At 69.5% G+C, this 22,238-nt stretch carries 17 protein-coding genes; 4 read left to right on the forward strand and 13 right to left on the reverse strand.

All coding sequences use genetic code 11. The features are described from left to right. The first annotated feature begins 57 nt into the window (after positions 1 to 57). From KY572_RS04160 to KY572_RS04175, 4 genes are all read left to right on the forward strand, one after another. Positions 58 to 735 (forward strand): DUF2231 domain-containing protein, encoded by a 678-nt coding sequence (locus KY572_RS04160; protein WP_224240850.1) that lies wholly within the window; start codon positions 58 to 60, stop codon positions 733 to 735. Positions 736 to 896: 161 nt separating this feature from the next. Continuing rightward, positions 897 to 1,634 carry a hypothetical protein gene (locus KY572_RS04165; RefSeq protein WP_224240851.1) on the forward strand — a complete coding sequence of 246 codons (738 nt, stop codon included), beginning with the start codon at positions 897 to 899 and terminating at the stop codon, positions 1,632 to 1,634. 79 nt (positions 1,635 to 1,713) lie between these two features. Further along, positions 1,714 to 2,079, forward strand: coding sequence for a hypothetical protein (locus tag KY572_RS04170; protein ID WP_224240852.1), 366 nt, complete (start codon positions 1,714 to 1,716; stop codon positions 2,077 to 2,079). A gap of 176 nt (positions 2,080 to 2,255) precedes the next feature. After that, positions 2,256 to 3,758: an ATP-binding cassette domain-containing protein gene (locus tag KY572_RS04175; protein ID WP_224240853.1), complete on the forward strand. Its 1,503-nt coding sequence runs from the start codon at positions 2,256 to 2,258 to the stop codon at positions 3,756 to 3,758. A gap of 25 nt (positions 3,759 to 3,783) precedes the next feature. Here the strand turns inward: KY572_RS04175 and KY572_RS04180 are convergent, their stop codons facing one another. The 13 genes from KY572_RS04180 to KY572_RS04240 all read right to left on the reverse strand — a co-directional run bounded on the left by KY572_RS04180 (position 3,784) and on the right by KY572_RS04240 (position 22,238). After that, positions 3,784 to 4,758, reverse strand: a complete 975-nt coding sequence (locus tag KY572_RS04180) for a hypothetical protein (RefSeq protein WP_224240854.1) — start codon at positions 4,756 to 4,758, stop codon at positions 3,784 to 3,786. Further along, on the reverse strand, positions 4,755 to 6,347 hold the full coding sequence (locus tag KY572_RS04185; protein WP_224240855.1) for a type VI secretion system-associated FHA domain protein: 1,593 nt from the start codon (positions 6,345 to 6,347) through the stop codon (positions 4,755 to 4,757). Before KY572_RS04185 ends, KY572_RS04180 begins: the two co-directional genes overlap by 4 nt. Positions 6,348 to 6,484: 137 nt before the next feature. Beyond that, positions 6,485 to 9,112 carry a type VI secretion system ATPase TssH gene (gene tssH / locus KY572_RS04190; protein WP_224240856.1) on the reverse strand — a complete coding sequence of 876 codons (2,628 nt, stop codon included), beginning with the start codon at positions 9,110 to 9,112 and terminating at the stop codon, positions 6,485 to 6,487. A gap of 42 nt (positions 9,113 to 9,154) precedes the next feature. After that, the gene (tssG, locus tag KY572_RS04195) at positions 9,155 to 10,384 is read right to left on the reverse strand and encodes a type VI secretion system baseplate subunit TssG (protein WP_224240857.1); all 1,230 of its coding nucleotides are present in this window, start codon (positions 10,382 to 10,384) and stop codon (positions 9,155 to 9,157) included. Continuing rightward, positions 10,348 to 12,090, reverse strand: coding sequence for a type VI secretion system baseplate subunit TssF (gene tssF / locus KY572_RS04200; protein WP_224240858.1), 1,743 nt, complete (start codon positions 12,088 to 12,090; stop codon positions 10,348 to 10,350). Before tssF ends, tssG begins: the two co-directional genes overlap by 37 nt. Before the next feature lie 28 nt (positions 12,091 to 12,118). Next, positions 12,119 to 12,511, reverse strand: a complete 393-nt coding sequence (gene tssE / locus KY572_RS04205) for a type VI secretion system baseplate subunit TssE (RefSeq protein WP_224240859.1) — start codon at positions 12,509 to 12,511, stop codon at positions 12,119 to 12,121. A 68-nt stretch (positions 12,512 to 12,579) separates the two neighbouring features. Continuing rightward, a complete protein-coding gene (tssD, locus tag KY572_RS04210; protein ID WP_224240860.1) occupies positions 12,580 to 13,071 on the reverse strand; it encodes a type VI secretion system tube protein TssD in 492 nt (163 codons plus the stop codon). A gap of 146 nt (positions 13,072 to 13,217) precedes the next feature. Next, positions 13,218 to 14,702, reverse strand: a complete 1,485-nt coding sequence (gene tssC / locus KY572_RS04215; RefSeq protein ID WP_224240861.1) for a type VI secretion system contractile sheath large subunit — start codon at positions 14,700 to 14,702, stop codon at positions 13,218 to 13,220. Between the two features lie 35 nt (positions 14,703 to 14,737). Next, positions 14,738 to 15,229, reverse strand: coding sequence for a type VI secretion system contractile sheath small subunit (tssB, locus tag KY572_RS04220; RefSeq protein WP_224240862.1), 492 nt, complete (start codon positions 15,227 to 15,229; stop codon positions 14,738 to 14,740). A 64-nt stretch (positions 15,230 to 15,293) separates the two neighbouring features. After that, positions 15,294 to 16,934: a type VI secretion system protein TssA gene (gene tssA / locus KY572_RS04225; RefSeq protein ID WP_224240863.1), complete on the reverse strand. Its 1,641-nt coding sequence runs from the start codon at positions 16,932 to 16,934 to the stop codon at positions 15,294 to 15,296. A 25-nt stretch (positions 16,935 to 16,959) separates the two neighbouring features. Then, positions 16,960 to 17,895: a type VI secretion system-associated protein TagF gene (tagF, locus tag KY572_RS04230; protein ID WP_224240864.1), complete on the reverse strand. Its 936-nt coding sequence runs from the start codon at positions 17,893 to 17,895 to the stop codon at positions 16,960 to 16,962. Next, complete coding sequence (gene tssM, locus KY572_RS04235) at positions 17,883 to 21,521, reverse strand: type VI secretion system membrane subunit TssM (protein ID WP_224240865.1); 3,639 nt, start codon at positions 21,519 to 21,521, stop codon at positions 17,883 to 17,885. The genes tagF and tssM overlap by 13 nt, the downstream gene beginning before the upstream one ends. Positions 21,522 to 21,533: 12 nt before the next feature. Next, complete coding sequence (locus tag KY572_RS04240; RefSeq protein WP_224240866.1) at positions 21,534 to 22,238, reverse strand: DotU family type IV/VI secretion system protein; 705 nt, start codon at positions 22,236 to 22,238, stop codon at positions 21,534 to 21,536.

Below are 22,238 nucleotides of genomic sequence, written 5' to 3' on the forward strand. Positions count from 1 at the left end.
CGGGAGGCTGGTGCGGCCACGGTCGCGGGGCCTCCGACTCAATTGGGGGGAGCGCCCATGAAGAAGATGCTGCTGCACGAGCTGCACCCGGCCGTGGTTCATGCCCCGCTGGCCTTGCTGCCCACGGCCACGGCGGCCGACATGATCGCGGTGCTGAGCGGAGATCGGGCCTGGGCCAAGGTAGGCCGGAGGCTCTGGGTGGCCGGCACGGCGAGCGCCCTGTTCTCGGGGCTGGCCGGACTGGCCGCCTCGCAGGAGGTGAAGCTCGACCAGCCACGCGCGCGGGACATGGTGTTCCTGCATGGCCTGGGCAACGCCGTCATCACCGTCGGCGCGGTCGGCGTGACGCTCTGGAGGCTGCGCCACCCTCCCTCGCTCGGCCAGAGTCTGATCGGAGTCGTGGCCAACGCGCTGGCGGTCTACACCGCCACGCTGGGCGGCAAGATGGTCTACGAGCTGGGCGTGGGCATCAACTCGATGCCGCCGGATGCAGCGGTGGGGACGCTGAAGGGTCCGCCACTGCTGTCCCGTGCCGCGCCAGTGGCTCTCGTACGCGATGCGGTCCAGGGCGTGCGCTGGCTTTTCGGCCGCGCGAGGGAGCTCTTCACCGGGCGGCACCCGCTGGCCCCGGGCGCCAACGGCATCGACGAGGGCCACGATCTACCAGCCTCGGTGCCGAGCGAGCTGGTGGCTCAGGACTCCTGGGTGGCTGCCACGGAGCGCCCAGGCATCTGAACGAGGCCTCCGGAGCGAATGACGCGCTGCCCCATCCCTGCACGTGGGCAGCCCTCCGCTTGGGCGCGGCTCACGGGCCGCAGCCCCGCCGGACTCCGAAGGATCTCCGGCGGTTACACGGCCGGCGAGGACTGGTCCGCGGGCTGCAATGAGCCTGGGGCATGAGCTCCAGCCTCCTGCCCCGAAGCCTCGTCCTCTCCACCTTCTCCGCCCTTCTGCTGCTCACCGCCCTTCCCGCGCGAGCAGACCTCCCCATCGAGACGATCTACCTCTCCCGCGCGGAGATCTCGGACGAGTCCCTGCGCGGGGTCATCGGCATCGCCGTCATCCAGTCGATGAGGGGCGAGGATCAGCAGCCCGGCGGTGAGCTCCCGCGCTTCCTGCCGGACGGAGAGTCCTTCAAGCAGGACGGAGCCGTCGTCCTGAAGGAGCTCGTCGCGATCAGCGGCTCGGACTACGACGTCTCGGTCCGCAAGCTCCCCGTGGTCGAGCGGCGCGGCCACTACGTCCATGTCGTCATCAACGCTCGCACCAACGAGCGCGCCTGGCTCAGCGAGATCCAGGAGGACGGAGAGGGCCCCGAGCTCCACTTCCTCTCGTTCGACTCGAAGGAGTGGGAGTGGAGCGGCGTCGAGCTCTACCACTTCGCGCCCAAGGGCGAGTCCCGCCTCTACCTGGCTCCGAAGTCCGACGCCCGCTCCTATCGCCTGTCACCGGACTACCCTCCGCGCATCAACGGCGAGTACGCGGATCAGCGCATCATCAAGGCGCGGGGGAACTTCCTGCAGCTCGGGGCCTGGGTCAGCATGGACGAGCCCCTGGCGCCGCTGGGCTGGGTGCCCATCTCCGACGAGAACGGCCTGCTCCTCATCTGGCCGGTGTACGCCCCGATGTGCTGATGGGCGGAGAGCATCCTTGGGAACCTGATTCCGGCCTCGGTGTCTGAGCCTCCGAACACCGCAGTTGGGAGGGACCACCATGTCGGACTTCTTCGTTGCAGGGGGCTGGGGGATGTACCCCACGTTGCTGGCCGGACTGGCGCTGTTGGCGACGAGCATCCTGTACTCGCGCCGTCCCGAGCGCCGCTACGTGCCGCTGATGCTGACGCTCGGGGTGTTCACGCAGCTGGCGGGGAGCCTCGGCTTCGTCACGGGGCTGATGGTGTGCCTGCGCTACTACGCGAGCCCCGCGGGAGGCCATGACTCCAACGTCATCGCCCTGGGCCTCGAGGAGTCGCTGCACAACATCGCGTTCGCGCTGCTGCTGACCATGATCTCGGCGCTCTTCGCGTCCGTGGGAGCGTGGCGCCTGTCGCGCCAGGTGCAGCCGGCCCCCTCCATGTGAGAGCGCCGGAATCACCGGAGACGGCTGGGGGTTGCATGCGGGACGGCATGCGCCTATATCTTGGCCGTCTCCTGCGCGAGGTCCTGCAACGCCAATGAAGCTGAACGCCTGAAATCCGCGGCCCCGAGCCTTCCAACGTCGAGCCCTGCTGCTCGACCGGATTCAGGAGTTCCTTCATGTCATCCCTTCGCGCGCACGGCGTGTCCTTCGCCTTCTCTGACGCTGTCTCCCTCCTCAACGACGTAGAGTTCCACCTGTCGCCTGGCTGGACGGGGCTCGTGGGTGCCAACGGCGCCGGCAAGTCCACCCTGCTGCGGCTGCTGGCCGGTGAGCTGAAGCCCGGGGAGGGCCACTTCCAGTACGAGCCTCGCGAGCCCGTCATCCGCCTCTGCCCCCAGAGCGTGGAGGTGCTCACGCCCGAGATCACCGCGTTCGCGGACGCGTGGGACTCCCTGTCACGGCGGGTGCTCGGCCAGCTCGGGCTGGACCCCGGAGCGCTGGAGCGCTGGCCCACGCTGTCTCCGGGTGAGCGCAAGCGCTGGCAGATCGGCGCGGCGCTCGCGAGCGAGCCGGACGTGCTGCTGCTGGACGAGCCCACCAACCACCTGGACGCCGAGGCGCGCGGGTGGCTCATCTCCGCCCTGCGGCGGTTCCGAGGCGTGGGGATCGTCGTCTCCCACGATCGGACGGTGCTGGAGGAGCTGACCACCTCCACGCTGCGTGTCCACGCGGGCGAGGCCCGGCTGTGGCCCGGGGCCTACTCGGCCGCCAGGGAGTGCTGGGAGGCCGAGCGCGAGGGGCAGATCGCCAACCGGCAGCAGGCCCAGGAGAAGCACCGCCGGCTGGCGCGGCAGCTCGATCAGGCCCGCCGCGAGCAACAGGCCGCCACGCTCCAGATCAGCACCGGCCGCCGGATGAAGAACAAGTACGACAGCGACGCGCGCGGGATGATGGCCACCACGCTCGCGGGCTGGGCGGAGGCGCGGCTCGGGCACCAGGTGGGAGTGCTGCGGCGCGAAACGGAGAAGGCCGCCGACGCCATCGGCGAGTTCCAGGTGGACAAGACGGTGGGGCGCTCGGTCTTCGTGGACTACGTGCGCTCGCCCAACCCGTGGCTGTTCACCCTGGAGCAGGAGGCGATCCGCGCCGGGGAGGTGGAGCTCATCGCGCCCGTGACGCTGTCGGTGGGCAGAGAGAGCCGCATCCGCATCGAGGGTCCGAATGGCGCCGGAAAGACGACGCTCCTGCGTGCCCTGCTCTCCCACGCGCGGGTGCCGCTGGAGCGGATCCTCTACCTGCCGCAGGACGTCGCCGCGGAGGAGGCCGCCGCCGCGCTGGAGACCGTCCGGACGCTCCCACCCGAGCAGCGAGGCCGCGTGCTGTCCCTGGTGGCCGCGCTAGGCGTCGATCCGGAGCGGCTGCTGGCCTCGGAGCAGCCCTCGCCGGGAGAGACGCGCAAGCTGCTGATCGCCCAGGGCCTGGGGCAGCATGCCTGGGCGCTGGTGCTGGACGAGCCCACCAACCACCTGGATCTGCCCTCCATCGAGCGCCTGGAGGCCGCGCTGCGGGACTACCCGGGCGCGCTGATCCTCGTGACGCACGACGCTCACTTCGCGCGCCAGTGCACCACCGAGCGGTGGCTCGTGTCCGGAGGAACGCTCACCCGCACCTCGGACTGACTCGGACGGAGGTCCTCCCCTGCTCCTACGGGAGGACCTCGGTCGCCCCGGGCTCCAGCAGCTGCGTCCACACCGAGGGCCGGTCCACCGACATCCGGCTCTGGTTCACCTGGATCAGCCGCTCGTCCTGGGCCTTGCGGAACAGCCGCGCCGGAGACGACGGCTGCCTCGGATCGCTGTCCTTGGCGGCGATCTGCTCCGCCACGCGGATGCCATCCGGCGCCACCGTCAGCGCCGCGGTGAACTCATACTTGCGCACCCACTTGCTGGACAGCGTCTGCGTCCCGTTGCGGCTCAGGGCGATGTTCGCCGGCTGCATGCACTTGCCGTCCGTGGAGACGAGCGGCTCGGCGACGAACCGGTTGCCGCGCAGCGGCATGATCCGCACCATCCGCTGGCACGTCTTCGGATCATCGTTCCCCCAGCACCGCTCCCCATCCACCAGCAGCACCTCGATGCCGCCGATGCGCTCCAGCCGCAGACGCGCGCTCTTGGGCAGCGCCTTCAGCGTCCCCAGCGCTCGCACCGCCAGCCCGCGCGGAGTGGCCTCCACCAGCGCCACCGGGCCAATGGCCTCCCCGTTCGAGTACCTCCGGACGATCGCCCAGACCAGCTTCAGGTCCAGCCTCATCTCGGTGATGATCATCTCCTCCACGGTGAGCGGCTGGATGGGCAGCGGCGCGCTCTCGGGCTCCGTCACGGCGCACTCGCCGGGCGCCGGGTCCTGCCAGAGGATGGGCGTGCCCATGCAGTCGGTGGGCGGCAGGGGCACCCGCCCCGTGGCCGGATCGTACCCGTTGATGAGCAGCTGGAAGAGCGCCTCGGGCTTCCACACCGCCGGAGACACCACCCGCATCGAGGAAGGCAGCTCCGAGAAGCACAACGCCCGCACCACGGGCTCTCGCACCGGCGCCTCGTGCTTGCAGCTCAGCCCCGCGACCCCCAGCGCCACCAGCAACCACCGCAGGGCATGGGCCCCACGAAACCCCTTCGACGTCATGACTCCTCCTCGACCGCTCCGCCGTCCTCGTCTTCCCCGGGGCCACCCTTCGCCGCGTCACCCACGATGGCCAGGTACGCCTTGGCGAACTCGGGACCGAACAGGACAGCGGTCAGCTCCCGCTCCTCCTCCAGGAAGGCCCGGTGCTGCTCCGAGTACTTCTCCCACCGCTTCGAGAGGTTGAAGGGCCAGATGCCGCCCATGCCCTTGCTCAGGTTCTCCGGGCTCAGCCGCTGCAGCAGCCCCTTCACGCCCTCGCGCATGCCGTTGAGCAGCGCGATCTGGTGGATCATCACGTCCACGAAGCCGCCCATCAGCTCCTGCACCCGGCCCGAGCCGTCCGCCACCTTGAAGTCCAGCAGGTAGCGGAGGATCTCCCGCGTGCCGCGCATGCGCGTGAGCGGGTTCTGATCGTTGGTGACGGGCACCGCCATCTGCTGGCCGAACTGATCGTGCCCCTGGCGCAGCTCGATGAAGGCGCGCCCGAACGTCTCCAGCACCTCCGCCAGGTGCTCCAGGAAGCCCTCGATGTCCTCCTCCGACTGCAGCCCCCGGTTCTCCGGCAGGTACGAGCGCACGAACCGGTTCAGCAGCTCCCGCGCCGCCACGTCCAGCCGGTTGCCCGAACCGCCCGAGGTGGAGCTCTGCGCCCCTCCGGTGAGCGGCTCCGGCTGCACCGGGCGCCCCACGTTCTTGGCGATCTCCTGGAACATGGGCTCCTGCGCCATCTCCGGCATGCGGCGCTGGAGCTGGGCGATGAGCTGTCCCCGATCGTTCTCCGGCAGCGTGTCCACGCCGCGCGCCAGCCCCTGGTGCAGCATCTTCCAGGAGGTGCGGTACGCGTTGTAGAGCGGCACGAGCTGCTGGATGGTGTTCTGCAGCGCCGCCGCCCCGCCCGGAGCCTGGGGCAGCACCTGGACGCTGCTCATCGTCCGCTTGCGCACCATCGCGGGAGGCGGAATGGGCGCCGCGGGCCTCTTGCGCTGCGGCTCCTCCTCCTCGGTCACCGTGCGCAGATCCAGGTTGGTGGCCTCCTCGCTGGTGTCCGAGTCCTGCATCGCCGGGGAGATGATCGTCCGCGGGCTCTTCCCGGTGACTTCCTCCTGCTCCAGCAGGCTGTCGAGGCTGGGCAGCAGCGAGGTGCGCTGCTCCGGCTTGCGCTCCTGGATGGGGGTGGGCTTGAAGCTGAGCGCCTCCCCCTTCCCGGGCGCCTCGTTCATGATGTCCGCCAGCGCACGGAACTGCGTGAGCCGGCCCCCGGGGTCCTTCACTGCCTTTGAGTCTCGCGAGAACTCGAAGTGAACCGAGCCGATGGAGACTTCCATCCCGGGTGTAATGCGGGCCGGGACGTTCTTCTCGATGCGCTTGCCGGCGACGACCACCCCGTTGGTGGACCCCAGGTCCACGATGGAGATGGAGCCCTTGTCGAAGCGCACCAGCGCGTGGAACAGCGACACGAAGGGGCGCGACAGGGAGATGTCGTTGAGCTGGTTGCGGCCGATACGCACCGGGGACGTGGTGAAGACGTACTGCTTCTCCAGCGGCGGCTTGGACTCGACGTCCTTGATGCGGATCACCAGGGGAAGCATGGCCTTCTCCTATGCCGAATGGCCGAGGCAGCCAAGGGGGTGCCCCGCGAAGAGGAAGCAGGAACGCGGAAGGGGGCCTCCGGTCTCCCCCGGGGCCCCCTTTTTACGCGTCCTGGAAGGCGCTGTCCCCCCTTTTATCAGGCGTGGGAGAAGGCCAGATCCCAGTCCCCGGCGGGGCTGAGGCCCACATGCAGGTGGGTCGGCGTCGTCCCGCCCGCCAGGTGCTCGAGCAGCTCACGCGACAGCTGGGGCATGAGCGAGGCGCGCAGCACGTGGTCCACGTTGCGGGCGCCCGAGTCCATGTCCGTGCACCGGCGGGCGAACTCCTCGAGCACCTCCGGGGCGAACTCCGTCTTGATGCGGTGGGAGGTGTGCAGGCGGCCCGCCAGCGAGTTGAGCTTCATGGCCGCGATGTCCTTGAGGATGTCCTTGGCGATGGGGACGTAGGGCACCACGGACATGCGCGCCAGCAGCGCCGGCTTGAAGTGCTTGGTGAGCGCCGGCTTGATGGCCTCGCGCACCGCCTCGATGGTCGGCGGCTCGGGGGCCTGGAACATCTGCGTAATGACGTCCGTGGCCAGGTTGCTGGTGAGGATGACGATGGTGTTCTTGAAGTCCACCGTGCGGCCCTCGCCGTCGTTGAGCACGCCCTTGTCGAACACCTGGTAGAAGAGGTTGAGGACCTCGGGGTCCGCCTTCTCGCACTCGTCCAGCAGCACCACGGAGTACGGGCGCTGGCGCACCGCCTCCGTCAGCATGCCGCCCTCGCCGTAGCCCACGTAGCCCGGCGGCGAGCCGATCAGGCGCGACACCGTGTGCTTCTCCTGGAACTCGGACATGTTGATCGTCGTGAGGAAGCGCTCGCCGCCGTAGAGGGCGTCGGCCAGCGCCAGCGCCGTCTCCGTCTTGCCCACGCCGCTGGTGCCCACGAAGAGCAGCACGCCGATGGGCGTGTTCGGGTTGCGGATGCCCGCGGTGGAGGCGCGCACCGTCTCCGCCACCGTGCGCAGCGCCATGTCCTGGCCGCGCACGCGGCCCCGGAGCGTCTCCTCCAGGTTGAGCACCGCGGTGAGCGAGCTGGAGCGCATCTTCCCCACGGGGATGCCCGTCCACCCGGCCACCACGCGGGCCACCACGTCCGCGTCCACGTCCGCGTGCACCATGGGAGACTCGCCGCCCAGGCGCTGGAGCGCCTCGCGCGCCTCGGCCACCTTGGCCTTGAGCTTGTCCTTGTCGGCCGGCTCCTTGGCGGTGTTCAGCTCGGCCAGGGCCTTGCTCAGCGCCTCCACCGCGTTGCGCTGCTCCTCCCAGCGCCCGCGCAGCGTGGCCACCTGATCCTGCACGGCCTTGAGCCGCTCCTCCACCGGCGTGCCATCCTCCGGCGGCGGCTTCTGCCCGGCGGCCAGCTCGCGATCGCGGGCGGCCTTCTCGCTCTCCAGCGAGGCCAGCTTCGCCTCCAGCTCCACCAACTCGTCCGGCCGGGCGCTCTGCTCCAGCTTCACGCGCGCGGCGGCCGTGTCCAGCAGGTCCACCGCCTTGTCCGGCAGCAGGCGGCCGGAGATGTAGCGGTGCGACAGCTCCACCGCCGCCACCACCGCCTCCTCGCGGATGGTGACGTTGTGGGCCTTCTCGTAGACGGCGCGCAGGCCGCGGATCATCAGCACCGCGTCATGCTCCGAGGGCTCGTCCACCTTCACCGGCTGGAAGCGCCGCTCGAGCGCCGGATCCTTCTCGAAGTATTTCTTGTACTCGGACCAGGTGGTGGCGGCCACGGTGCGCAGCTCGCCGCGCGCCAGCTCCGGCTTGAGCAGGTTCGCCGCGTCTCCGCCGCCCTGCGGCCCGCCCGCGCCGATCAGCGTGTGCGCCTCGTCGATGAAGAGGATGATCGGCTTGGGCGAGGCCTTCACCTCGTTGATGACGGCCTTGAGCCGGTTCTCGAACTCGCCCTTCACGCCCGCGCCGGCCTGCAGCAGGCCGAGATCCAGCCCGAGCAGCTCGACGTTCTTCAGGGACTCGGGCACGTCACCCTTGACGATGGCGAGCGCCAGGCCCTCCACGAGCGCCGTCTTGCCGACGCCCGGCTCGCCCACGATGATGGGGTTGTTCTTCCGGCGCCGGGACAGCACGTCGATCACCTGCCGGATCTCCCGGTCGCGGCCGAAGATGGGATCGATCTTCCCGTCACGCGCCTTCGCGGTGAACGAGGTGGTGAAGCGCGAGAGCGCATCCTCGCCCTTGGCCGGCGAGGCCCCACCCGCGGGAGCCGCCGCCGTCCCCGCCGCCGCCACGTCCGCCGCTTCCTTGGAGGCGCCCACCACCTCCTCGAAGGCCTTCTTGAGGCCCTCCTTGGGTACGCCATCCAGCTCCGGGTAGTTCTCCGCCGCGTACCGGGTGTAGCCGAGGATCCACTGCAGCATCAGCGCGCCGGAGCGCAGCCGCAGGGCGCCATACTCCAGCGAGGACACCACCCACGCGTCCTCGAACCACTGGAACAGGTCCGCGGAGAACTTCGGCTTGTCCGCGTTGCCGGTGCGCAGCCCGCGCAGGGTGTCCTCGATGCGGGCGATCACCTTGGCCCGGTCCACCTGGAAGTGGCGGAGGATCAGCGAGCTCTCGCTCGCCTCGTCATCCAGCATCGCCCTGAGCATGTGCTCCGGGATGATCTCGTAGCAGCGGGCGGTGTTGGCCCGGGAGACGGCTCCCTCCAGCATGCGCGTGGCGCTGGAGGTGAGACGCCGCACGAGGGTTTTCGGTTCGACGTGCATCAGATGACTCCTCTACGGGTACGAGAAAGGTCCTGCGGAACTCTATGGAGCGGCCGAGGCCGCGGTGCCCCCGCCCGACGGTAGCGGAACGATCCGCGTCCTCAAGCGAGGAGCCGCGCCCTGACGTCCGCCCAGATAGGTATTGCGTCCGAGCCTGGCCGGGCGCTTCGTCCCCAGCTTGAAGGCGCCCAGCACCTCATCGCTCACGCCCAGCTCCAGGGCGCACTCGAGCGGATCGCGCACCACCAGCGCCACCACCTCGCGCACCAGCGGGCTCAAGTCCCCCTCCGGCAGCAGGCGGTGGTAGGTGGAGCCGTCCAGCGGGGCGATGCCGATGATGAACTTGCCGGCGCGGTCGAACAGCCGCCCGCCGAGCATGACGTTGCGGCCGAGCTGGTAGTTGAGCTTGCCCAGCTTCGTGCGCTGCTCCTCCTCCACGTCCACCCAGCTGCCGGCGAACTGGCGGACGGTGACGCGGGCCTCGCCCAGCTCGTTGCGCAGCACGTCCGTGAGCCCCAGCTCCAGCGTCCGGGCCGTGCGCGCGCGCGTCGCCAGCAACGGGGCCAGCCGCAGCAGTTGGGCCACGGACAGGCCCACCGAGGGGCCGCGCTCGTACGTGTCCAGGCCCGCCAGCGCCAGCACCCGGCGGGACCACACGTCATCGCCCGCGCGCGTGGCCTCGCCCTCGGGCATGTAGCGCGACAGCGCCCGGTACAAGAGCGACAGCAGCCGGTGGTGGAACAGATCCAGGAAGTGTCGCCGCAGGGGCCGGTCCGGATCCTCCTGGGCGATCTCCTCGATCATGTACCCCGGCAGCGGAGACGACGCGCCGGTGAGCCCCAGGAAGGTGGTGACCACCTCGAAGACGTGCTTGGGGCCGCCCTGCGCCTCGCCCCACTCCGACACGCGCGGCACCAGCCGCACCTGGCTCACGTCACCCGAGCTGAAGGTCAGCGAGGGATCATGCCGGAAGCGGATGGCCTCCTCGGCCGGGGGCCCGTCTCCGCCCACGCGCACCGCGCTGGACGTCAGCCGCTCCAGCAGCGCCACCAGCGGGAGGAACCGCACGTCACCGGCCGCGAACTGGAGCGCCGCGTCCAGCCGGAAGCGGATCGTCTGATCGCCGCCCGCCTGGGCGCGCACCTGCATCGCGCCGGACGTCAGCCGCTCGAGCCGGGAGGCCAGCGACAGCGTCGCCAGCTCTCCGGACTCCTCGTCCGGCGTCTCCTCCCCGGTCAGACGATCGGCTGACGGCCGTTGCGTGGGGGCCACCGGTACTCCACCTGTGAGGGTTGGATGCGCAGGTGCAGCTCGCTGAAGGCGTTGAGGCTCACGTAGGACGCGAACATCTCGTCCAGCACGCTGCCGAAGAGGAAGGCATCCCCCAGTCCGGTGAAGCCCGCCTCCTCCACGTCGATCGTCACCTGGGAGCCACGCACGGGCGCCCCCTGCAGGAAGCGCGTGGCGGGCCTGGCCGTCACGCCGCGCAGCGACTCCACGCGCAATTGGTTGGCGCGCGCCGCCGGCTGATCCGCCGTCGCCTGGAAGTTGTACAGCTCCAGCAGCGCCTTCAGCGTGCCCGGATCCAGCAGCGAGCGCTGGTTCAGCGCCAGGTGCGACAAGAGCCGCCAGTGCAGCTCCGAGCCCAGCGGCGGCCGCACCGGCTTGGTCACCGCGATGATGTTGCGGAACTTCGCCGTCGTGGGAGACGCCGGCGTGGGCATGCTCAAGTCCCCCACCTGCAGCCGCGAGGGCAGCGAGCGGTTGGTGCACGTCAGATCGATGGAGAGCGTCTCCTCGGCCGCCGTGGGCATGGCATCCCGCGGGCTGCCCAGCGACAGGAACGTGTCGATGCCGTCATTGAGCGGCGACTGCGAGCGGCGCAGCCGGAAGAAGCGCGCGTTGTCCCCGGTGTTGTGCGCGAAGTCGAAGAAGGGCCGGTAGTCGAGCCGATCCGTGCGCCCGGCCTGCAGGCCGGTGACGGTGTCCACGGAGTAGACCTCCATGTGCTCGGGATCCAGCCCCGCGGCGCGCAGCAGGTGCTCGTGCCCCATCGTCCCCACGCGGATCGGATCCGAGGACGTGGTGAACAGGTTCACCACCGGCGCGCAGTGCAGCTTGAAGATGTCCTTGGGCACGCGCCCGGGCAGGGGCGGCGGGCGCTCGAACTCGAAGGCCAGCTCCAGCCGCTGGCCGGTGATGGACGCGGCCGCCTGCAGGCCCCGCACCTCCACGAAGAGGAACTTCTGCGGCAGCGTGAAGTACTCCTGCAGCAGCCGGTAGCCCTCGGGGGCCCGCGCCGGCCATGGCAGCAGCTGATCCTCGGGCGTGAAGCCCACCGCGCGCAGACACGTGGGCGGCAGCCGCACCGGCTCGCTCCCGGCCGCGCCGCGCACCAGCACCGCCTTGCAGTGCCGCATCAGCCACACCAGCAGCGTGGAGCTCACCGCCGGCTCGCCGTGGATGAAGAGCGAGAAGCCCTCCTCCTGGAACACCTCGCTGCGCCCCTGCTCGGCCACCTGGAACTGCACGCGCAGCACCGGCGCCAGCTGCGTGGACTGATCCAGCACCGTGTCCACCAGCGTCAGCGGCAGCAGATCCACCGCGCGCGTGGTGCGGAACACGCACGTCGTCCCGTCCACCGGCTTGGAGCCCACCTCCGCGCCCGCCGGAATCCTCGAGCGCCCGCGCAACAGCCGCGCGTGGGGGCTGAACTCCACCACCGAGCAGGACGGCATCACACGCAGGTAGTGCGGCAGCAGCAGGTCCACCAGGCCGTGGACCACCTCGGGCACCGCGTCGTCGATGCGCTCGCGGATGCGAGCCGTCAGGAACGCGAAGCCCTCCAGCAGCCGCTCGACGTCCGGATCGCCGCCGCGCTCCACCAGCATGCCGGCCAGCGCGGGATTGGCGCTGCCGAACGCCTTCCCCATCTCACGAAGATATGCGAGCTCGCTCTGGTAGTACTTGCTGAACACCCGTGGCTCCCACCTGTCACCGGCACGCTCACCACACTTCGACCTTCCCGCCCGGGGTCATCTGCGTCCGGAACCGCAGCACGCCTCGGGAACTCTTGTCCGCCGGCTGCGCGGTGATCTCGAACCGCAGCACCAGCGGATCCTCGTCCGGCACATGGCGGACGCTCACGTTGCGCAGGCGCGGCTCGTACTCCAGCACCGTGGCGCGAATGGTCGCCTGCAACGTCTGCACGGCCGTCGGGAACGAGTGGACCAGGTCCGTGAAGTCCACCACCCCGAAGTTCGGCACGGTCACCGCATCGCCCTTGCGCGTGTTGAGCAACACCCGCAGGTGCTCGACGATGGAAGTGGAGACGTCCATGTTGCGCGAGGACGTCCCCTCTTCCGACTCGATTCGTGACAGAAGCCCGCGCCCCGCCACTGTCGTGTCCTCTCCGGCTTCCGCCCGCGTGCGCCCGCTTCAGCCGGACGCACGCCGAGCGGACGCAATCAGCGCTGCTGATCCCAGGTGTCCTCGTGCGTCACGCCACCGTTGGTGTACGTCCACCCGATGGTGTGGAACACGAACGTGACCTCCTCGACCGGAGGCAGGGTGGAGGCGGCCGGCTCGAAGGCGTCCGGCAGCACCTGCTTGATGCTGGCGATGCGGCCCTTCTTGAAGTTCACCGTGTAGAACTGCTCGGTGGTGCCGTCGCCAGTGGGGTTCGGGCGGAAGAACTTGAAGGTGGCCTCGATGGCCTGGTTCTCCGTGAGCGCCTTCATCAGCAGCGGAGAGGACTTGTCGATGCGCTTACGGATGAGCAGCGGCTGGTACTGGCGCCGGCCGGTGGCGATGCCGGAGCCGGCCTCGCGCGCGGTGATGACGCTCTGCTCGTAGTAGACGCACTCGATGGAATCCTGGCGACCGAGGCTCACCTGGGTGCTCTCACCCTTGATGTCCGCGCCGTTCGCCTTCAGGTACAGGTGTACTGTCTCAGCCATTGGCTCTTCTCCTTCTTCCTTCTGCTGCTTCGTTGAGAGCTGCTTGGGGCCCCCCCTCCCTGGAGAGACCGGAACCGCGAGTGTAGCCGCCGGATCCCACACCTCCGGCGACCACGAGCGCCATCAGGGTTTTCCCCTAGATGCCGCTATTCCTTGTCCAGCTTGCCCACGAGGGACAGCGTGAAGGAGGCGCCCATGTACTTGAAGTGGGGGCGCACCTGGAGGTTGCAGCGGTACCAGCCGGGCTGGCCCTCCACGTCCTCCACCTTGATCCTCGCCGAGCGCAGCGGGCGCTTGGAGCGCACCGAGGGGGCCGGATCATCCATGTCCGCCACGTACTGGCCGATCCACTGGTTGAGCTCGCGCTCGAGGTCCGCGCGCTCCTTCCAGCTGCCGATCTGCTCGCGCTGCAGCACCTTCAGGTAGTGCGACAGGCGGGACATGATGAACATGTACGGCAGCTGCGTGCCCAGGCGGTAGTTCGTCTCGGCCGCCTTGCCCTCCGGGCTGTTGCCGAAGAACTTGGGCTTCTGCACGGAGTTGGCCGAGAAGAAGGCGGCGTTGTCCGACTCCTTGCGGAACACCATGCCGATGAAGCCCTCCTCGCTCAGCTCGTACTCGCGCCGCTCGGTGAGGAGCACCTCGGTGGGGATCTTCGTCTGGATCTCCCCCATGGCCTCGTACTGGTGCAGCGGCAGGCTCTCCACCGCGCCACCCGACTGCGGGCCGATGATGTTGGGGCACCAGCGGTACTTGGCGAACGAGTCGGCGATGCGGCTGGTCAGCGCGATGGAGGCGTGACCCCACAGGTAGCGATCGTGGTTGCCGATGACGTCCTCGTTGAAGTTGAAGGACTTCACCGAGATGGTCTTCTCGCCGTAGGGCAGCCGCAGCAGGAAGCGCGGCATGGCCAGCCCCACGTAGCGGGCGTCCTCGCTCTCGCGGAAGCTGTGCCAGCGCGCGTACTGGGGACCCTCGAACAGCGACTTCAGGTCCTTGAGGCCCGGCAGCTTCAGGAAGGACGTCTCCCCGAAGAACTCCGGCGACGCGTTGGCGATGAACGGGGTGTGCGCCATGGCCGCCACCGCCGCGCACTTCTGCAGCAGGGCGATGTCCTCCGGGCCCGGCCCGAAGTCGAAGTTGGCGCAGATGGTGCCGTAGGGCTTGCCACCGAAGACGCCGTACTCGTTGGAGTACACCAGCCGGTAGAGGCCGGACTTCACCGTCTCCGGAGCGTCCTCGAAGTCCGTGAGCAGGTCTTCCTTGGTGGCGTTCAGCATCTCCACCTTGATGTTCTCGCGGAAGTCCGTGCGATCGATCAGGAACTTCAGCCCGCGCCAGGCGGACTCGAGCGCCTGGAGCTTGGGGTGGTGGAGGATCTCGTTGACCTGCGCGCTGAGCCGCAGATCCACCTCGGCGATCATCGCGTCCACCAGCGCCTTGTCCACGCGCTCCGCGGAGCGGCCCGGGGCCAGCATCTCCGCGATGAAGGCCTGGACTCCCTTCCGGGCGACGTCATAGCCGTCGTCGCTCGGCTTCATCTTGGTCTCGGCAAGGATCTCGTCGAGCAGGGAGTTCTGGCTCTCGACAGTCGTTGCTGCGGCGGTATCCGCCTTGGCTTCAGTGCTCATCCGTGTTCAAGCCTCTCTATGCCTGGTGGCGGTGGCTACTTCTTGTCGCCCAGCCCGAGCTCCGCCATCAGCTTCTGGCGGCCCTCGGTGTCTCCGAGCAGCGCCTGGATCTTCTTGCGGAAGGCCGGCACGTTGCCCAGGGGGCCCTTGAGGGCGTTGAGGGCGGCGCGCAGCTCGAGCAGCTGCTTGAGCTGGGGCACCTGGTTGACGATGCCCTCGGGGGTGAAGTCGGCGAGGGTCGAGAACTTCAGCGACACCGCCATCTCCGCGCCCTTCTCGTTGGAGAGCTTGTCGGCGACGTTGATGTCCAGCCCGAGGTTCTGCTTGGTCATCACCTCGTTGAAGTTGGACTTGTCGATGTTGATGGGCGCCCGCTCCTCGACGGGGCGATCATCCTTGCGGCCGGTGTAATCCCCCACCATGAGGATCTTCAGCGGCAGCTCGACCTCGGCCTGCGCGCCTCCGGTCTCGGACTTGTAGACGATGTTGACGCGCTCTTTCGGCGCGACAGATCCTTCCTTGCTCACCTCGTGACCTCCTGGTTGGGAACGACGTTATCCCGCGCGGACTCACCGTAAGAGGCCCCCCCTCTCACAGAGACACCCTCAGGGCAGCGCTGGGATCGATCAGGCAGAGACGATGATACCGGGCGTTGAACTCCGACACCAGTCCTTCACCCGCCTTGGGCTGGGGGCGCGAGACGGCCAGCAGCCCCTCGAGACACTCCGCGATGAGCGCCGGCTCCCACACATCCAACCCCCGCTCGACCGCCTCGCGATCGAGCGCCTCGTACAGCGCTCGCGCCATGTTGGGCTGACCGCTGGCAGCGCAAAGTTTCGCGAGCGCCAGCCTGGCCTTGAAGCGCTTGCGGCTGGAGGTGGCCTCCTGCACGCGCTTCTGGAGCAGGGCGATCGCCTCGGGGGCCTTGCCGCCGCCCAGCAGCTTGCGCGCCTCGGCGAGCGCCGCCGCCTCGTCATCCCCCTGCCCCGCCTCGGCCTGCGAGGACGGAGCCGCGCCGCCGGAGGCCGCGGGTGGGGCCAGCTCCGACTCGAGCCACGCGCGCGTCTCGCCGTTGGCCACGGGCGAGCCATCGCCGAACAGGAACCTGGGCACGGCGGGCATGCGCTTGAGCCACGCGCCCAGCTCTACCAGCAGCGACTGACGCGCGGGCCCGAAGGTGGGCCCCAGCTCGGCCAGCGCGCGGGCGCTCAGGTAGTGCAGATCCACCCAGAAGCGGTGCTGCATGAGCGCGGACTCGGCCTCCTCGAGCACCTCGGCCCACTTGCCGTTGGCCGCCATCTTCTCGAGCTGCGTGCGCAGCGCCGGGGGCGGCGCGGGGATAGACGTCTTCCCGGAGGCGTCCGAGGGCGGCGGCTGCACCAGGTGCAGGTACAGGCCGACGCGCAGCATCCGGTAGGACTGCGGATCGGTGGCCACCGCGCGCCGCAGCGTGCCCGCCGCGCTCGCCAGCGCCGAGCCCGTCTGGCGCAGGAAGTCGGTGACGCCCTCGGCGCCGGACATCGTCGCCACGGGCGGCGTGCTGACGGCCGGGGGAGGAGGCGCCGCGGCCACGGGAGCCGTGACGGGCGCAATGGACGGCGGCGGCGGAACGGAGGTGGTGGGCCTGGCCTCGACGGGAGGCGGCGGCGGAGGCGGCGGGGCCTCCGCGGGCAGCGAGGCCTTGAGGCGCTGGACGCTCTCGAGCAGCGGGCGGACGGCGGGGCCGTTGGCCTCGAACTTCTGGCGCGACACCTCGGCCAGGCGCGCGGCGGCCACATCGAGCGCCTCGACGCGCTCGCGGGCGCCCGCGTCCACCGGCGTGTCGGCCAGCGTCTTGGAGGTGCGCTCGATCAGCCAGCCCAGGGCGTTGACGCGGCCACGCAGGCGCGCCAGCTCCGGGAAGAGGCCCGGCCAGTACCGGTCCATGATCTCGGAGACGACGGTGAGGCCCGTGGCGAGCCCGTCGAGCCCCTGCGTCTGGTACAGGCCATAGGCCAGGTACGTGGCGATGCGCAGATCCTTGGAGACGGTCTGGAGCACCTTGCCGCTGGAGTCCAGCACCATGCCCCAGTCCACCGCGCCGCCCGTCACGGCCTCGAGCTTGGCCATCTCGGCGACGACGGCCTCGTACTGAGCATTCGTCTTCGCGGCCGCGCCCGCGGGAGCCGCCGCGGAGCAGGGCTCGATCCAGCTCTTCGCCTTCTCCCGGAGTTGTTCGATCGAGACTGCCATGACGCCTCTCCCCTTGAGACTTCCCTCAGCCGCCGAATGCCAGGACCAACGACTCCGCCGTGGAGCCCGCGTCATCCAGCGCCTGACGCTGCTTCGAGTTGAGCGCCTGCTTCGCCGTCTCGATGGCGCCGGTGGCCTTGGTGCGCAGGGGCCACAGCTTCATGCTGGAGTGCTCGGGCCTGGCCAGGTGCAGCAGCAGCGTCGAGGACGGCGGCCCGAGCGACAGGAGCAGCCGCGGGGTCGGCCCCAGGTGCCAGAAGAGCGCCGGCGTCGTCCCCCGCCACTGCAGGAGCCGCCGCGCCATCTCCACCCAAGGATAGGGCCCGGTGGCCTCCGGGAAGGGACAGTCCAGCGTGACGCCGGGCTTGATGGGCTCCTTCCCGCGCTCGGCGGCGCACGCCATCATGAAGGTGCGGAAGGCGTAGTACTGCGCGCCCGCGGGGGCACCCTCCCCGGTGAACTGCCCCACCAGCGCGGAGGCGGGAGCGGCCAGCGCCCGGCGCCGGTACGTGTCGGCGGCGGCCGAGTCTCCGGAGGCGTCGGCGCCCAGCGCATCCACGCGCTTGCCCAGCTCGTCCGCGGACAGCGTGGCCGCGTCCGCCAGGAGCTTGCGCGCCCCGGCGAAGAAGGCCTGGTGCGAGCCCTGCAGCGTGGCGGAGTTGCCGGACACCGGCCCCATGTCCACGGGCACGTAGACGGCGAGCGGGAACTGGCGCCCCACCTTGTCACTGCTGGGGGCCATCATCCCCACCAGCGCCTGACGGCCGCCGGCCGCGGTGTAGACGAAGCAGATGGGCTCGGCGGGCAGCGTGAGGTTGGCGCGGCGGACGGCCTCGTGCCCCTCCTCCAGCCACCGGTGGAACTGCACCGAGACGGGATCCGTCGCGTTCCAACGGATGAAGTCTCCCTGGCATGGCGCCTTGCCGAGCAGCGCCACGGCGTTGGCTTTTACCCCGAGCATCCGGCCCCCCTTCCGATCGTTCTCGGAGGATTGACGCCCGGTGCGCGGAACGGCTGGAGCATCCCGGTACCGGGGCCCGGAGATGTTCCAAAGAACGGCGTGGCGGTGCGCGCGGGGCGGAAGTCGATCACCACGTCCGCGCCCACCGAGGGCATCTTCCACGTCACGGAGAACACGCGCGCGCCCTTGTCCACCTGCGGCACGCCGGCCTCCATGAGGCGGAACAGGCCCCACTCCCCTTCCTGATCGAGCGTCTCCACCTGGCCGCGGTTGTTGCGGACCTTGATGAAGGCACCGGACTTCTTTCCATCCCCCGGCCAGGCGAACGAGTGCCACTCCTCGGGGCCGTTCTTGTACTCCACCGTCTTGCCGTCCACGGAGAAGCTGATGGAGGCCAGCTGCGGCGAGGGCCGGATGTGGATGGTGAAGTTCATGCCGGGCTCGGCGCCCTTGGAGGCGAACAGCGAGGTGGTGATGGCGTCGGCGCGCTCCAGGAAGCTGAACAGGGCCGCGCCGAAGGAGACGCCGCCCACGCCGCGCACCGGCTTCCACTTGGCGCCCACCTTGCGCACGTTCTCCTTGAGCGAGGCGTTGTAGAAGCCCCACACCGTGCCGGCCTCGGGCCGGTAGAAGTCCGCCACGTCCTGCAGCGCCGCGTCGTGGCCCGTCTTGTTGAACGGGTAGCGGCCGGCCAGGTTGCGCTTGAAGGTGTCGGACACCTCGCTGCACCAGCCCTGGTTGAGCTCTCCGCCCACCGCGCCGCTGACGGCGCTGGAGGCCACCTCGAGCGGCGGCATCAGCAGCCGGTTGAGGAAGGGCCGGATGTTGGGATCCTCCTGGCCGTTGATGAGCGACTGGGCGGACACCTTGGCGGTGGACAGGCGCGCCACCAGCGCCTTGTTCTCGGAGGGGTTCTCCACGAACTGGCGGAGCGCGTCGCGCACGAACACCAATTGCTCCTGGTACAGATCCAGCTGGGTGGACTCGGGCGGCGCGTCCTCCGTGGCGGGCTTGGGCGGCACGCCGAACTTCACCAGCGAGTCGAAGGCCGCCTGCACGTGCAGCGCGGTGTACTGGATCTCGCCCGTCTCCTCGCCGCCGGGGACGAACTTGGCGCCGATGGCCATGGCATCCTTCTGATCCTTGGAGGCCTTCTTCTCGAGCTTCTGCTTGAGCTTGCCGAGGATGTCCTCGCCGGCCTCCTCCACGGCGCTCTTGTTGGGCAGCTTGCCGTTGTAGGCGATGGACTGGAACAGGCGCGCCAGCGGGGGCGGCTTGCCGCGCGTGAACTCCTCCAGCTCCGCGAGCACCTCCGCCTGCCCGTTGGGGCGCATCACCTCGATGGAGTCCAGGAACGTCTGCCACTCGGTGATGTACGTCTCGAAGTAGCGCGACTCGAGCTTCTTGATCTGGCGCTCGATCTCCGCGTCCGTGAGGTTCTTGGTGTCGCGGCTGAGCACCCACAGGTCCGCGTTCTGCAGCGGCGACTCGAGCCGCTCGCGCACCAGCTTGTCCCAGCCCCGGCGGGTGAAGGCGCTGCGCACCAGGCCCTTGGACTTGATGTTGGAGGCGGTGCCTCCCAGGATGCTCGACAGCTTCAGATCGAACTCACGGCCCGCGTCCGCGATGATCTGGTTGAGCAGCAGCTGCTCGAAGGGCAGCTTGCTCAGCGCCGCGCGCGTGTCGCCGATGATCTTGTCGTTGCGCGTGAAGGCCAGCGACTTATCGGCGGCCAGCAGCTTCAGGTAGAGGTCCAGGTGCTCGCCGAGCATGCGCTGGCGCTCGGCGCTCTCCGCGAAGCCGGAGCGGTTGCTCCAGCGCTCCCCCAGCTGGCCCACCAGCCAGGCCCGCTCGGACTCGCCGATGGCCGGCTCCGCCTCCGTGCGCGGCCCGGTGAGGAACAGGTTCAGCTTGAGCAGGTTGAAGAAGCGCGCGTACTCGCGCTCGTCCGGGCGCGTGCCCTCCTCGCCCTCGTGCCGCTTGGCGAAGCCGGCCAGGTCCTTCATGTCCTGGACCAGCACGGGCTCCACGAAGGTGCGCCGGACGGCGGTGCCGTAGAAGCGGCTCAGCGGATCGAAGAGCGCGTCGCCCCGGTACATGCCGAACCGCATGCCCGTGGGAGGCCCCTCCTCCTTGTTCTTGCGCAGCTCGTCGATGCGCTCGCGCAGCACCTTCAGGTCCTCCACCGCGATGGAGGCGGTGGACGCCGTGGCGCCGGTGGCCTGCTGCGCCATGAAGAGGCGGCGGGTGTCCTGGATCAGCTCCCGGTTCTTGAAGAAGGCGATGGTCGGGAACAGGAGGATGAGCACCGCGACGAACAGCGCGCCGCCCGCGTAGGCGTACTGGAGCTGGCGCTGGCGCCGGTCCTCGGCGGTGCTCTGCACCGCCAGGTCCTGGTCCGGGAAGATGACGTTGGCGAAGACGTCCCGCAGGAAGTAGCTGCGCGCCTCCACCGTGGACTTGGAGCTGGTGGGCAGCGAGCGCCGGATGCCGAAGGCGTCCGCCATCGCGTTCATCACGCGATCGATGGGGCTGCCCTCCTGCGTGCCGCTGGTGAAGTAGACGCCGCGCATCACCGGCGTGTCCGCGTACACGTTCTCCGCGAACAGCGTCTGCACCATGGCGGCGATGTTCTCGCGCAGGCCCTCGAACTGCTGCGGGAAGCGGTAGATGCGCTCGCGCGTCTCCGGGTGCCGCTCGGCGCCCAGCCGCTCGGTGCTGCGCTGCTCCACCACCTCGGCCAGCTCGTCGAAGCGCTCGCGGAACAGCGCCGCCAGATCCTCACCCTTCTCCATCACCGGGACGGTGGCGCCCCAGATCTGCCCGCGGTCCGTCTTGGACAGATCGCCGAACACGTCCACGAAGCCGGCCAGCAGGTCGCACTTGGTGAACATGAGGTAGACGGGGACGATCATCTTCAATCGCTCCATCACCTCGTCCACGCGCTCGCGCAGCCGCTGCGCCAGCTGGATCGTCTCCTCCTCGTCGATGCCGATGATGTCGCCCACGCTCACCGCGACGATGAGGCCGTTGACCGGCTTCTTCGGGCGGTTGCGCTTGAGCATGTCCAGGAAGCTGAACCACTCGTCGCGGTCATCGTCCTCGGTGGTGTAGCGGCCGGCGGTGTCGAGGATGACGGCCTCGTTGGTGAGCCACCACTCGCAGTTGCGCGTACCGCCCACGCCCTTCACGCCGCCGCCGCGCGAGGACAGGTACGGGAACTTGATGCCCGAGTTGCGCAGCGCCGTGCTCTTACCGGAGCCCGGCGGGCCGATGATCATGTACCAGGGCAGGACGGAGAGGGCCTCCTTGCCGCCCCGGCCCCGCGCCAGCTTGGACGTCTTCAGCGCGGCGATCGCCTTGGCGAACTCCGCCTGCATCTGCTGGACCTCTTCCTGCAGGTCCGGCCGGGCGTTGGCGGCGTGGGCGTCCGCCTGGGCCGCCAGCGCCTTCTCGATGTCACCCGCGGCCTTGGCCGCCTTGATGTGGCGGATCGCGACGAGCGCGATCAGCCCCAGGACGATGAGCGTGGTGACGGCGATGGCGATCCAGATCGGCAGCTGGAACACCACCACCACCGCCCAGATTGTCGCGGCCGCCAGCGCGGCGAAAATGTACTTGAGCATCGGCTGGGTCCGTCAGGGCTTGGCAGCCGCGGTAGGAGGAGAGGAAGGAGTGGAGGCCGCCTCGATCTCCTCGACGAGCGAGGAGACGCTGCTGCTCAGGCTGAGGCGCAGCCCGCCGTACACCAGCAGCGCGAAGACGACGACGCCCCCGGAGATGGCCAGCAGCGGCAGGGTGCGCTTGGCCGCCTTGGCGCCGCCGTCGGGCCGCTCGCCCTTGGGCGACAGCGTCTCCGTGTCGAACTTGAAGGAGGGCGCCAGATCCCGCTGGAGCTGCTCGATGAGCTGCATCAGCTCCAGCTCGCCGCCGCGCACGCGGTAGCGGCCCTGGAAGCCGAAGATGAGGCACAGGTAGTAGGCGCGCAGCGCCTCCGTGCGGCGCGGATCCTTGCGGATCTCCTGGAGCTTGGTGAAGAAGCCCTCGCCGGCGCGGTTCTCCTTGAAGTACTGGAACTGCAAGAGGTTGGTGAGCCAGTACTCGCGGAACTCGTCGGACTTGCTCAGCGCCAGCTCGTCGGCGAGCGCGACGATGCCGTAGGCGATGTCGTCCACGTCCTGCTGGGGCAGCCCCTCGTCGCGGGCGTTGCGCATCATGTTGCTGACGAAGGAGCGCAGGCGCTCCTGGACCTGCTCCGGGGCGGGCAGCGAGCCAGGCTCGGCCTGACGGATCTGCAGCAGCGCGCCGAAGCAGTCCTTGGTGATGACGTTGAGCCTGTCCAT

The organism is Hyalangium gracile (assembly GCF_020103725.1).
Taxonomy (GTDB): domain Bacteria; phylum Myxococcota; class Myxococcia; order Myxococcales; family Myxococcaceae; genus Hyalangium; species Hyalangium gracile.